The organism is Streptomyces sp. NPDC046716 (genome assembly GCF_040645755.1).
GTDB lineage: Bacteria > Actinomycetota > Actinomycetes > Streptomycetales > Streptomycetaceae > Streptomyces.
Map to the genome: position 1 here is coordinate 19018 of NZ_JBEYYU010000007.1, position 13162 is coordinate 32179.

Genomic DNA, 13162 nt, shown 5'->3' on the forward strand with positions numbered 1-13162 from the left:
TCATGAGCCGCACTCTTGACCGCACGGACCGTTCCGCACGCCTCCAAGCCGCTTGGGACGCGGCCTGGAACCACGGAGTCGTGGACGCCTTGAACGACCTGCTCAGCCCCGCCTACCTGCGCCGCAGGGGACCGGCCGGAACCGAGCAGGACCGTGCCGAGTTCAAAGCGTCCATCAGCGCCGTACGGGAGGCATTCCCCGACCTGCGCACCGAGATCGAGGACCTCGCGGAGGACGGCGACCGCGTGGCGGTCCGCTGGCACAGCACCGGACGGCACACCGGGACATTCCTCGGGGTTCCGCCTACCGGCCGAACAGTCGAGGTGTCCGGAGCCACGTTCGCCCGCTTCGACGGCGACACGGTCACCGAGGAGTGGGTGACCTTCGACTCCCGGCAGCTCCTGGAATCTCTTGGCATCATCACCACTGGTCACGCAGCCGCGATCGACCCCGACCAGGTACGTGGGGTGCATCGGAAGTTCATCACTGGCGTCACCGTGGTGACCACAGACGACAACGGCACGCCGAAAGGCCTCGCTGTCAACGCGTTCTCCAGCATCTCACTCGACCCGCCCATGGTTCTGGTCTGCGTCCAGCGCAGCTCGTCGACCCACCCCGCTCTGCACCGTTCGACACACCTGGGCATCAGCATCCTCGCCGCCGACCAACTCGACGTCGCCAAGACCTTCGCCTCCAAGAACGAGAACAAGTTCGCCGACATCTCCTGGACGCCGGGCACGCACGGCGCACCGCTGATCGACGGCTCCAGCGCCCAACTCGAGGTGGAGATCGCCGAGCGCCTGGAGGTCGGCAGCCACACCGTCTTCACGGGGCGGGTGACGTCGGCCCGCCACGACGAGCGCGCTCCACTCGTATACAGCGGCGGCGGCTTCTTCGACATCTCCCAGACTGCGCCGCTCCCGTGGTGACCGACTCGCACCCCGCCCCGACTCCCCCGGAGCACGCCATGACTTCTGACTCCGCAGGCCCCGTGTACGGCAGCTCGGTCACCAAGGTCGAACCGTTCGGCGTCGACCACATCCCCGACAGCGAGCGCCACGGCAAACCGAGTTCGCAGTTCTTCGTCTGGTTCGCCGCCGGCCTCAACTTCCCCGTCATCCTGCTCGGGTTCAGCGCGGCCTGGTTCGGTCTGAGCTTTCCCACCGCTGTCGGCGCGATCGTCGTGGGGGCCGCGGTCGGTTCGATCCTCATGGCCGTCATGTCTCGCATGGGTGTACGGCTCGGGGTACCGCAGCAGATCCAGGCACGGGGCCCACTGGGCTTCTACGGGAACTTCCTGCCGGTCGCGTACATCAACGTCTTCTCCGGGGTGGGCTGGGCCGCGGTCACGGTCATCCTGGGCGGAAAGGCGTTCGCGGAGCTGACACATCTGCCGTACTGGCTCTGCGCCGCGCTGCTCACCGCGGTCGAAGTGGTTGTGGCCGTCTACGGCTACAACATGATCAATCTTCTTCAGCGATGGCTGACCTACGTCCTCACTCCTCTGTTCCTCCTGATCACGATCGTGGCAGTGGTACGCGGCGGGACCTTGTTCGCCGCCGACTCCTCGGCGGCCGGCTATGTCGGTCCCACGGGCGGCGCGATCACCCTGGGCGGCTGGTTTCTCGCTTTTCTCGTGGCCTGGGCACCCTTCGCGTCCGACTACTCGCGCTATCTGCCCGACACCCCGCGGGTCGTCCGGCGCACAGCCTGGTACACCGGGCTCGGCAACTTCGCGACCATCTGCTGGCTCGGCATCCTGGGCGTCGTGGTCGGCGGTTCGGCGTCCAGCGAGGACACCATCGCCGCGCTGCACGAGCTGGCTGGCCCCTTCGCCGTGCCCGCCCTGATCGCTGTCGGGCTGTCCGCCCTCGCGCAGAACTTCCTCAACGTGTACGGCGGCGCGATCTCGGTCCAAACCCTCAAGATCCCGGTGACCCGGTCCCAGGCCGTGGTCGCGATCTGCGTGCTCGCCTACGGCATCAGCCTGTGGGGCGCGTCCGGCACCGAGGACAAGTTCAAGGTCTTCCTCAATCTGACCGCCTATTTCATCGCGCCCTTCGCCGCCGTCCTCCTCATCGACTTCTATCTGGGTGGTCGCAGCGATCCTCGGAGGATCGCCGAACTCTACGACCGGTCCCGAGTACTCGACTGGGGTCTGGTCGCATGGGCAGGCGGTGTCGTGGCTTCCGTCCCGTTCTGGCAATCCAGCCTCTATACCGGCGCATTCGCCGCCGCCCATCCGGGAGCGGGCGACCTCAGCATGTTCGTCGCGGCTGCGGTCGCCGTCGTCCTGTACCTGCTCACCTACCGCAGGAAGGCGCTCTGGCAGCGAGCTGGGCTGGACGATGAGTCGGCAACTCAAGTGCAGGCCGAGCGAAGCACAGATGAGATGTCACTTGAAAGCTCAGCGTGACGCGGAAGGCAGCTCGTTCCTCACCCTCTTCTGCGAGATCGCAGCTGAGGGGTGCCGCAGCGAACAGACCGAGTGCCTCGCAGGGACCAGCGGGCCTGGGCCGAGTGTTATGTGCGTGGGCTGATGCTGGACGGGCGGCGCAAGTCGATCCAGCCGATGGCGGCCCGGTTGCCGGACGAGAACATGCAGGCCCTGCAGCAGTTCGTCAGCCAGTCGCCGTGGGACTGGACGCCGGTGCGTAAACGGATCGCCGAGCGGTTGTGGCAGGTGATCCGGCCCGAGGTGTGGGTGGTCGACGACGTGTCGTTTCCCAAGTACGGAAGGGCGTCGGTGGGGGTGGCCCGTCAGTACTGCGGGCGGTGGGCACGCGGGCCAACTGCCAGGTCGCGGTGAGCGTCCATGCCGCGACGGACGCCGCGTCCTGCCCGCTGGAGTGGGAGCTGTTCCTGCCCGAGGGATGGACCGACGATGCCCGCAGGCGCCGGGCCGCCGGGGTGCCCGACGATGTCGGCCATCAGTCCAAGCCCCACTTGGCACTGGGCCTGCTGGACCGGCTGGCGGGCTGGCTCGGCTCGGTCCCGGTGATCGTGGCTGATGCGGGCTGTGGCCGCAGTGTCGGATTCCGGCAGCCGCTGGAGGATCGCGGCTGGTCCTACGTGGTGGCCGTCGACCCCAAAGAGATCGTCCAGCCCGAGGCGGCCACACCCCATCGGCCGCCCTACTGCGGGCTGGGACCGCCCACCCGGCCCTGCTACCGCACACGGCCCCGGCCGTTGTCAGCCATGAGCGATGCGGGTGCCCGGTTCGAGGAGGTCATCTGGCGCCAGGGCAGCAAAGGCGCCATGACCAACCACTTCGCCGTGCTTCAGGTGCGACCGGCGGGCAAACTCGCCCGCCATGCCGCCCAGCAACAGGCCGGCGGACGCAGCCGGTGGGACGGTGTGCTGCCGCTGCGAACCCTGCTGATCGAGCAGCCCGAACACGCCCGGGCACCGACCGGCTACTGGATCAGCAATCTGCCCGCCGTCACTCCGATCGCCGATCTGGTGCGGTGGGCCAAGATGCGCTGGCGCATCGAGCACGACTATCGCCAACTCAAACACGGCCTGGGCCTGGACCACTTCGAAGACCGGACCTGGCACGGCTGGCACCACCACGTCACCCTCATCATCGCGGCCCAGGCCTTCCTCACCCTCCGGCGCTTGAACCCAAAAGCGCCGACTCCAGCCTGAGCTTCTACCAAGTCCTCGACACCCTGCAGGACATCCTGCGGTGCTGGACAGGCACCTGCATCACCTGCGGCCAACCACTCACCCGAACCAGAACCTAACGACGCACTACTGGTCAGGCGTCCCGTCCCACTTGCTTCGTCGAACGAGGTTTCGGGCCTGTCCTTCGTGGATGTTGCTTGCCCACTCCCAGCCGGGTTTGGGCGATACGACCCGTGGGTCACTGGACACCCGGGCGTCACGTAGGTCCTCCACGTACGCTTGATCCAGTTTGATCCTTGCGCATACCTCATCATTCCTGGCGACGGACCCATGTCCGGGGATGAGGACATCGACATCGTCCGCTACGCCCTCAAGCAGCCCCAGCCCGACGAGGTAGTCCTCAATCGGGTGATCGGTGTCGTCGAGCATGGGAACGAAGACGTCGGAGAGCATGTCGCCGGCGATGAGAACTCGGCGTTCTTCGATCAACAGGGCGGCATGGCCCGGGGCATGCGCCGGATGCTCAATGATCCGCACCTTGGGGCCGTTCCAGGGAAGCTGCGCGGTTTCAGCAGGCAGACCCGTGATGAGGCCGTACAGGTCGAGCGGTGTGTCCTCGGCGATCTCCGGCGGCAGCCCCTCAGCAACGTCGGCCTTCCAGTCCGCCTTCGACAACACATCTCGCATGAAACCCGCGCAGCGAGCTGTTCCAAAACGAGGCGCTTCGCCGAGTTCGGAGTGCCAGAGCACGTGATCCCAGTCAGGATGCGTCGAGAACCCTGCCACCACGCGGCGGCCCAACCCACGGAGGTCGTTCGCCAGGCAGGTCATTTCGGCACCGGTGATCCCGGCGTCTACGAGTAGCACGCCGTCCCTGCCCTGCACGACAACGGTGTTGTTCTCGAGCAACTCACTCTGGTGGATTAGCACACCCTCGGCGACTTGCTTCAGCATCGGTCCCTCCCCGTCTGATGTCCGCACCCTGCCAGAGGGCCTGGCACACATCAACACAACCGGACGGCGGTGTGTGACGGCGACTCTCTGCGGCGAGACCGTCCACAGAGGCTTCTTCAGGGGCCGGCCCGCGTCAGCTGAGGCCCCGAAGATGGCACTTCAGGTTGGAAGAGGCTCATTGATGTGGAAGTCACTCGCCGCGATCCCGCCCAGAGGGGCTTCAAGGTGTTTCCGCGGCGTTGGGTTGTCGAGCGGAACTTCGGCTGGCTCATGCATCGCCGCCTGGCCCGCGACTACGAGGCCCTCCCTCACCGCTCCGAAGCCATGGTCCACCTCGCCATGATCGACCTCATAAGCCGTAGGCTCACTCGCGAATCGACCGTGAACTGGCGCGACGCGTGACCACGGTGTTGAGCACTGTCACGAGCTCGTCGGCCTATGCCGCAATACGCTGAATCGCTGGCCCACTACATCGACGCAATCATGCAGATGTGGCGTCGGTAGGCCGGCATGCTCACGCATCAGGGCAATGGCCTGCACGTTTCGACCGGCCCAAACGAGGCTGTCGACCTCCCGGCGAATCTCTGCGGACAGCCGGTCCCACAAGGCGTTCTCTATACCTGCATTGAATCCCACGTGCCGCCCTCTCGAGCGTCCGTGACCTACTCAACTTCGTCGCCTCATCAAGGGCCTGGCGGACCAAGACGCTCTTTGACTCTCACTACCATCGACACCAAACCGAGAGATCGCACCTTGATTCCTCACGCCTCGTCAAAGGCCTCGAGCAAGCGCTCGTACGCCAGCTTCGGCCGCAGGGCCGCGTCCCACGGCAGGGAATCGGCCGTGCGCGGTGGGTAGATCTTGGTGTCGGCGGTGGAACCGTACCGGTCGGTGAATCCCCAGGTGGAGAACGATGTGCAGTTCGGCTCCTCCAGGCAGACCCGCAGCTTGCCCGCCATCTCATCAGCCTGGGTCTGCTGCCCGTCCTCCTCGTCCTCACCTATGGGGACGTCCATCTCCGACACCCGCGCCTGAATCCCGAGCTCCGCCAGATCCCGCACATGGCTGCGGAAGGTCTCCGGGTCGATGCGGTCGCCGGGCGCGTACTCGTGGTTCTGGAAACCCACGCCGTCGATCGGTACGCCACGTTCCTTGAGCCGCTCGACCAGATCGTAAAGGGCGTCCCACCGCTCGCCTTCCTCCTCGACCCCGTACTCGTTGAGGAACAGCCGTGCCTTCGGATCGGCCCGGTGGGCGGCCCTGAACGCCTCGTCGATGTACTCCTCCCCCATGGCCTCGAACCACGGGCTCTGCTCGGAGCGCAGACCGCGATCCCCGTTGGTGTAGCTCTTCTCGTCGTCGGACATCGGCTCGTTGACCACATCCCATTCCGCGACCTTTCCCTTGAAGTGCCCGGCGACCGTGGCGATGTGCCGGAGCATGGTGCGGCGCACCTCCTCGGGGTCGTCGTTCTCCCGCATCCAAGTGGGTAGAGCCTCGTGCCAGACGAGGGTGTGCGCGTGCACCTTCATGTCGTTTGCGCGGGCGAAGCGTACGAGTAGGTCCGCGTCGCGGAAGTCGTAGACGCCCCGGCGTGGGTGGAGGAACTGTGGCTTGAACGCGTTCTCCGGAGTGAGCATGGAGAACTGGCTCCCCGCGAGCGCCCGGTAGCGTGAGTCGGTGAGCAGCGGGTTCTCGGCCAGGGCCGCGCCGATGTCGAACGGCCGCCCCACGTCTGCGGCCCGCGCACGCAGCGAGTCGTCGGACTGCTCCTGGCGCAGCTGCGGCGCCTTGATCACGCGGAGCGAGTCACCGCTCTCTGCCCGCGCGGTCAGCTGCGTCAGACGCCATCCCTCGCGGCGCTCGTCTTCGCCCGCGTCCGCCTCCAGACCGAACCAGACGGCGCCCTCGGCGAACACACCCGGGTCCTGCACGGTTCCCAGCCGCCGCCCGTCGGCTTTCACGCGGAAGGTGTCACCGATGCTCGACACGGCGAGCATGACCGTCCCGGAGCAGCCGCAGTCGAAATCCTTGGAAGTGGCTGGTTCATCGCCCTCGCCGTCCCATTATCTGTACCTTCACGTGTCCGTCAGCGGTCACGCCGACGCGGAGTGAGGGCCGCTCCTGCCGCCACTCGTCGTAGATGACCGGTGCACGTCCGTACAGCCGCAGCCATGAGCCGCCATCATCATCACCCACACCGGACATGCGCGCGGTGACGGTGAAGTCGCCATCGGACCTGAGATGCGGGCCGGCCAGGTTCAGCGGGGGGTTGGGCTGGCCGCCGGAGGAGTCCTGCTCCACGATGTGCCGGTCCAATGCGCTGACCCGCAGGATGTCGTTCCGTGCGATGGTGCCCGGCATCTGCGTCCAGTCGTGGTTCCGCAGCAGGTCCTCGTCGTCTCCGCCGCCCGCGCCTTCGCCCTGCCCCGTACACCCGGCCGCCACCGCCATGGCGAGAGCCACGGCGGTCAGCCGCTGCCACGTCACCCGGCCAAGGCCCACGGCCACTCCCGCTTTCTTGTTCGAGACGAGATCAACGTCTCGAAACCGGGCCACAGTTCATCACACGTGAGGTACGGCGGCCTTGTGTGGCACGTCCCAGCTCGTGTGGCGTAGCGGGCCCGGATCGTTGCGGCCTGTGCGGAAGGCGCATCGAACACACGTGTGCCAGCGGACTTCAGGGTATCCACGGAGACGGTACGCAAGTACGCTCACTGTTCGTTCACCGGCGGATGGTGGGGCTGGCGGACGAGCCGCGGTCGGGCCGCCACAAGTCAGAACTGGTGCTCAGCGAGGCTGAGCGTACGGAGTTGACGCGCTGGTCGCGACAGGCGATGACGACCGGGCCGGGATCGGCGCCGGGGCTGTTGGTGTCGACATAGGTGATGCACTGCCTGCACGCCGACACCACGCCTGACGAGAAAGCCAGGCAGGCTCGGTGCCATCGCAGGCTCCTGCCCTCTCCGGCCGCGGACAGCCGGTCCCACAAGGCGTTCTCCATAACTGCATTGAATCCCACGTGCCACCCTCTCGAGCGACCGTGACCTACTCAACTTCGCCGCCTTATCAAACGCCCCTGGCGGAGCAAGAAGCTCTTTGAAGGTGCGCCGTCGCCCCAGGTCCGAGATCTCAGCGAGCGCGTCTTCCACAGCGGTGATCTGGCCTCGCGGCTGAAGCCGCGACCATTCCCGATCTGGACCCTTCGCAGCAGCGTCTACTGGGGACGGCAGTGGGCCAACGGTTCGCGCGGGAGCCGTGGACGGCCCTTATACGGGGGGCCTCAAGCAGCGGGTGCCGGACTTCGCCCCCGCCCAGGACTCGTCCTGGGCCAACGACGGCATTTCCGGCCACGGCTCCCAGGACCACGTCGGGCGTTTGCGTCCTCCTGGCAGGGCGGAGGCTCGACGATCTGCCTCGCACCATGCCAGGAGGTCAACCACAACGGGGCCGCCGACGACCGCGGCGGCTCCCGCATCTGGTGCTCGCGCTGCCGGCAGGCTAGAAGGTGCCCGCGTTCAGGGCTGTCTGGAGGTGCCGGGTGGTGTCGGCGCCCCACTTGCCGTCGACCCCTGAACCCACCTTCTTCTGGAGGGCCTTGACGGTGTTCGGGCCGATCACCCCGTCCGCCGTCACCTTCAGATAGCCCTGGAGCGCCTTCTTGGTGAGCGGTCCGAAGGAGCCGTCAGCGCTCAGCTTGGCCCCGTGCTTGTTCAGGGCGCGCTGCATGGCCGCACAGGTCGCCGGGCCGAACTCGCCGTCCACCTTGAGCTTTCCGGCGGAGGGCGGGCGCGGGGCCGGCCGGGTCGGCTTGGTGCCGCCCTTGAGCGCGGACTTCATCACGGCGGCCGACGCCGGTCCGTACACGCCGTCCACCGTCAGGCCGTACTTCTTCTGGAAGGCCCGTACGGCGGTGTCGGTCTTCGCACCGAAGTCGCCGTCGACGACGAGGCCGGACTTCATCACGGTGTTGAGGTTCTGCTGGAGCGTCTTGACCGCCTGGCCCTTGGAGCCCTTGCGCAGCATGCCGTCATTGGAGGGCAGCGGGCTCGCGTCGCCATAGCCGGGGCGGCCGTAGCCCACCACGCAGGACGAGTTTCGGCTGCGACGCTGGCACCTGTCGCTGGTGTTGCCCTCAATGGTGGTGATGGTGCCGTTGGAGTGCACCGCCTCGACGACGCCGACGTGGTCGATCCTGCTGATGGACCGGCTGCCGTTCCAGTCGAAGAAGACGATGTCGCCGGGTCGGATTCCGCCGAGGCCGTAGTGCCAGCGGCCCCGTGCCTGGAAGGCGTTGGCGTGCGCGACGGTGTAGGCGAACTTGCCGCAGACCGCGCTGAGGTTGCCCGAGTGGGCGGCTGCGTAGCTGACGGTCATGTCGCACCACGCGTCGTCGAAGCCGTACCAGTCGGTGATCTTGTTGCTGTTCGAGCCGGGCGGGTACTCACCGGTGCCGATGAGGGCGCGCATCTGCGCGAGCATCCCCGAGACGGATCCCATGTCAGACCTCCGTGTTCTCGGGGAAGACGGAGATGTCCCCCTTGACGGCCTTGTTCGGGTCCTGGCTCACCCCGGCCTGGTCCGGGTCGACGTCGAACACCCCGGCCCCGCCCCGTGGTTCCACCGGCTTCTGCTCGCTCGCCGCGACTGCGGCGGCCTGGTTCTCGGCCATACGGCTCCCCCATGGATGTGTTCCGTTGCTTACCCGTGAGTCTGCTGAGCCTTGAGGTGACTGTCGTTGGCAGCGCGCGCACGGTTTGTTGACAGACAGCGGCCCCGGAAACACGTCGGGGAGATGCCGTAGGCGGTGCGGAATGCCCGGCTGAAGGCGGCGGCTTGCGCGAATCCCCAGCGGGCCCCGACGACATGGACGGGAAGGTGGGCGAGGCGGGCGTCGGCCAGGTCGCTGCGGCAGCGCTCCAGCCGCTGCGCCTTGATCCAGGCGGCCACGGTCAGCCCCTGACGCTGGAAGAGGCGGTGCAGATAGCGGGTGGAGATGTGGTGCGCGGCGGCCACGTCGTCGGGGGTGAGGCGGCCGTCGCCCAGGTGCTGGAGGACGTACGTCTGGATGCGCGGCAGGAGCGGCTGCGGCACGGGTTCCGCGGGGCCGACGTCCAGCAGCGCCGCGGTGAGTTCGAGGACCGCCACGCCCAGCCGGCGTGCCTCGGCGGGCCGGTAGGGGGTGGTGTGCCGGGCCAGTCCCGTCAGGAGTCCGGCGACCAGGGCGCCCAGCCCCTCGCGGCCGTCGAGGGTGCGGGCCACGCATCGCGCCGGATCACCGGGGACGACGGGGAGATGGGCGGTGACGAGCGTGTTCCGGGGCGCGGTGAGGGCCAGCCGGAACGGTCGGCCCCCGTCCACCAGCACCAGGTCCCCGGGGCCGGTCCGCGCGGTCCTGTCCTCCTGGTCGAGCACCAGCGCACCGCCCAGCAGCAGGGCGAGGTGGAAGCGATGGCCTACGGCGCCAGAGCCGCTGCCCGGTAACTCCGTTGCCGGGCAGCGCACCGAGGACAGCCGCACGGCGCCCAGTTCCCCGGTGCTGCCCGGTCTGCCCAGAACCCGTGTCCAGTCGTCCGCGTCCATCGATCTCCCCCGAGATGGATGAGCTCCCTTGGTCCGGCCCGATACCAGGGATATCAGGGGGGCGTAAACGTCCGATGGACGATGGACGGAATGCGGGCCGACGCGATGTCTTCACCGGAACGTGGTCCTGGGAGCACGGATCGCTCACCGTCAACGAAGCTGGCCAGATCAGCCATCCAGCAACCCCGAACCCGTCACCGCGCCGTCGGCATTTCCCTTCCCCGTCTGGCCGACACCGAGCTCTGCAGGAAACTCAAACGCACTGAGGCCCGCGCCCGTTCCGCCAGGAGCCGGACTCGGCCTGCTCTACGAACTTTGCGGTGCCGACGCACGGCTGAGTCCATCGGCCTCACAAACTGCTGATGATCAGCCAGGCTGCCGCGCCGATCACCACTATGTACCCACCGATGGAGATCACCTTTCCGGCAGCCGCGCGTCCGGCACCCTCGATCCAGTTGCCCATAAGGCCGACGAGCGGAGCACCAAAGACGATCAAGAGAAGGCCTAGTCAAGTACCCCATGTGCCCCCATCACAGATCACCCACTGGTGACCAAGGGGTGCGATGCTAGAGGCGAGACCGCGACGAGTTCCGCTTTACGTGCACGCCTTCGCCTTCCGCACCGCCGCATTGAAAGTAGGCGCGAGCAGCCGCCGGACGGCTCTACCTGCATTGCTTCGGTACAGGTGACTGAGACGCCGACGCGTCATGGGATGGCACTTCGTGTGCCTGAACATCCGAACCCCCGCGGATACGCGAGCGAGCCCCCGACTGCTGGCTGTCCGGGGCTCGCGGGCTGTTCGGTGCGCGGCTGCTACAGCTCACCAGGTCACCGGCGCCCCTGACCGTCCTACTCGACATTCCTCCCCTCGGCCAAGCCTTGGCACGACTGCGCGCCTACGCCTTCACTCACGATCTCCCCCTCCTCGACGCCGCCCACAGTGTCGTCCACCACCAAGCCAATCTGGACAAGCCACCTAAATAGCTCCCGATTGCGGGACGCCCCTTCCCCTCGGCGCGGGGGTTTCAGTGCGGTTGGGCCCGCAGAAGCGGGACCAAGGGCCCGAAGAGGCGGGCCCTTTCCCGTAAAAGAGTCACTAGGGCCAGGCATAAGTTCTCGTTAAGAAACGCAACCCCATGAAAGCGGTACAACCGCAGTGGAGAACAAAGGGCGAAATCACCTCATGAACAAGGCTTTTAAGGCCGCGATAGTCGTCGTGACCGCTGGCACCATCCTCGCGCCGCTCCAGGCGTTCGCGGACGACGATGGGCCGCTTACCACTCCGCACCTTGACCGGCCCCAGCAAGAGCGGGTGTTCGTCAACGGGGACACGAAGGTGATCGATGTTCCCCCGGTGCCCGCGTACCGGGAGGCTGCTCCGACTCCCACGCCGACCGGGCACCCCAACCCGGTTCCTCAGCCGATGAAGCAGCAGACGCCCCCGCTTCTCCTCGGCCAGAAGACACCGACGCGTCAGGCTGTCCCGCCAAAGCTCCCTCAGGCTGTGCCCCCGAAGCAGACGACGCAGAAGACCCCGCTCCCTCTTGCTGTGCCTCCGGTGACTCAGAAGGTTCCGGCCAAGACTCCGACGAAGCTGGACCAGAAGACGCCCGTCGTCCCGCCCAAGAGCGTGCAGAAGACGCCGAACAAGGTTCCGCCGCTGCTGACGCAGGGCATCCCGACCACGAAGCCCGGGACCAAGGTCCCTGAGCCGGCAGGGGCGAAGGTCCCTGCCGACCAGGCCCCGAAGGTCAGCAATCTCCCCGTTGCCCCCAAGGGCACGAACGACGTGAACCAGTTCCCCGACGCGCAGAGGCACACGATCGCTCTCGTTCCTCAGTCGGCCGTCAAGCACGACCAGGCCGTGAAAGAAAAGGGGCGAGTTGGTGTCGCCGCAGGGACCAACGGTGCTCCCTCACTCGCCAACACTGGCACGGCTGGCCTGTCCTGCTTCGCTCTGGCTCTCAGTCTTCTCTTGGCAGGTGCGGGCTCTGTCTACGCGGCGAAGAGGCAGGAAGCATGAAAACCAGGTGGATGGTGGCTGCTGGTGTTGCCGCAGCGGTCACTATCGGCGGCCTGACCGCCGCCGTTGCGGTTCGCCAGGACCGACAGGGCGTACACCAGGCGCTAGTAGATGGCTCCCCAAGCTTGATCAACGTTCTGCGGGACGAGATTGCCCGTCTGGAAGGCATCCCCCAAGGCTCGGAACAGCCCAGCAAAGTCCCCATGGATGACCGTGCGATAGACGCCGGAAACCTAGTCCTCATCCGGGCTGCAAACACGCTCAGCGGTGACATCCGGGACCACAAACTGACCGCCAAGGAAGCGAACTCCATCCACATGACGTGGGGCGGGAACGGCTACCCGGTGCACTTCGCTGCGGATGGCTCGTGGCACATCGAGACCCGGTGAACGCCACCCCGCTCGAGGCCGTCCTGCCCGGCTTCCGGGAGCGGCGGTCAGGCGATGCCGCAGTCGTATGCGGCGATGTAGTCCAAGCAGGCGCGTTAGCCGTGTCGAGCGCCGTTCGGGCCGCGTACTCCGGGTCGGGGCAGAAGAGTCGGACTCGTCAAGGTCGGTGAGGGCGTCGGAGATGGCCTGGAGGGACTGGGAGGGGCAGACGACGTAGCCGAGGGTGCCGGTTGAGTCGACTGCCCAGGTGGTCATGCCGCCCAAGTCGACGTCCCTGGGGACGAGTTCGCGACCGGCCGGGCAGGTGCGCCCGAGGCCCGTCGGCAAATGGGGTGCAAGTCGTAGCGCCGGGCACCTCTCGGCCGCCGGCACCTGCACATCACCTCAGCCCCGATGGTCGCGGCGTGCGGCATCATCACTTCATGGACCTTCAGGGCGTAGGAGCCATAGCCGCGGCCGCAGTTGCGGCTTTAGGTGTACCCGCGGCAGTCGTCATCGGGCGAGGGCAAACGAAAGCAGCTGTCCGGGGTGCCGAGGCCACGGCCCAGGCCGGGCTCAAGACGGCTGAGGCCACGTACAGAGCGGC

10 protein-coding genes and 2 pseudogenes are annotated in these 13162 nt (G+C 67.0%); 6 read left to right on the forward strand and 6 right to left on the reverse strand.

What is annotated here, in order from left to right:
• The first annotated feature begins 2 nt into the window (after window positions 1-2).
• The 3 genes and pseudogenes from ABZ930_RS07425 to ABZ930_RS07435 all read left to right on the forward strand — a co-directional run bounded on the left by ABZ930_RS07425 (window position 3) and on the right by ABZ930_RS07435 (window position 3648).
• Window positions 3-929 (forward strand): flavin reductase, encoded by a 927-nt coding sequence (locus tag ABZ930_RS07425; protein ID WP_361542966.1) that lies wholly within the window; start codon window positions 3-5, stop codon window positions 927-929.
• Between the two features lie 62 nt (window positions 930-991).
• On the forward strand, window positions 992-2416 hold the full coding sequence (locus tag ABZ930_RS07430) for a cytosine permease (protein ID WP_361542969.1): 1425 nt from the start codon (window positions 992-994) through the stop codon (window positions 2414-2416).
• Between the two features lie 51 nt (window positions 2417-2467).
• Window positions 2468-3648: pseudogene (locus ABZ930_RS07435) on the forward strand (IS701 family transposase).
• 105 nt (window positions 3649-3753) lie between these two features.
• Here ABZ930_RS07435 and ABZ930_RS07440 read toward each other — a convergent pair.
• Complete coding sequence (locus ABZ930_RS07440; protein WP_361542972.1) at window positions 3754-4581, reverse strand: MBL fold metallo-hydrolase; 828 nt, start codon at window positions 4579-4581, stop codon at window positions 3754-3756.
• Window positions 4582-4758: 177 nt separating this feature from the next.
• Here ABZ930_RS07440 and ABZ930_RS07445 point away from each other — a divergent pair.
• Window positions 4759-4983, forward strand: a pseudogene (locus tag ABZ930_RS07445) (transposase); the annotation flags it as partial.
• 359 nt (window positions 4984-5342) lie between these two features.
• Here ABZ930_RS07445 and ABZ930_RS07450 read toward each other — a convergent pair.
• The 5 genes from ABZ930_RS07450 to ABZ930_RS07470 all read right to left on the reverse strand — a co-directional run bounded on the left by ABZ930_RS07450 (window position 5343) and on the right by ABZ930_RS07470 (window position 10164).
• Window positions 5343-6572, reverse strand: coding sequence for an endo-1,4-beta-xylanase (locus ABZ930_RS07450; RefSeq protein WP_361542975.1), 1230 nt, complete (start codon window positions 6570-6572; stop codon window positions 5343-5345).
• A gap of 55 nt (window positions 6573-6627) precedes the next feature.
• Complete coding sequence (locus tag ABZ930_RS07455; RefSeq protein ID WP_361542978.1) at window positions 6628-7086, reverse strand: hypothetical protein; 459 nt, start codon at window positions 7084-7086, stop codon at window positions 6628-6630.
• A 996-nt stretch (window positions 7087-8082) separates the two neighbouring features.
• The gene (locus ABZ930_RS07460) at window positions 8083-9081 is read right to left on the reverse strand and encodes a peptidoglycan-binding protein (RefSeq protein WP_361542981.1); all 999 of its coding nucleotides are present in this window, start codon (window positions 9079-9081) and stop codon (window positions 8083-8085) included.
• A 1-nt stretch (window position 9082) separates the two neighbouring features.
• The gene (locus ABZ930_RS07465; RefSeq protein WP_361542984.1) at window positions 9083-9253 is read right to left on the reverse strand and encodes a hypothetical protein; all 171 of its coding nucleotides are present in this window, start codon (window positions 9251-9253) and stop codon (window positions 9083-9085) included.
• A gap of 29 nt (window positions 9254-9282) precedes the next feature.
• Complete coding sequence (locus ABZ930_RS07470; RefSeq protein WP_361542987.1) at window positions 9283-10164, reverse strand: helix-turn-helix domain-containing protein; 882 nt, start codon at window positions 10162-10164, stop codon at window positions 9283-9285.
• Window positions 10165-11347: 1183 nt separating this feature from the next.
• On the opposite strand from ABZ930_RS07470, the gene ABZ930_RS07475 reads away from it, so the two are divergent.
• On the forward strand, window positions 11348-12187 hold the full coding sequence (locus ABZ930_RS07475) for a hypothetical protein (RefSeq protein ID WP_361542990.1): 840 nt from the start codon (window positions 11348-11350) through the stop codon (window positions 12185-12187).
• Window positions 12184-12576 (forward strand): hypothetical protein, encoded by a 393-nt coding sequence (locus ABZ930_RS07480; protein WP_361542993.1) that lies wholly within the window; start codon window positions 12184-12186, stop codon window positions 12574-12576. Before ABZ930_RS07475 ends, ABZ930_RS07480 begins: the two co-directional genes overlap by 4 nt.
• Window positions 12577-13162: the final 586 nt, after the last annotated feature.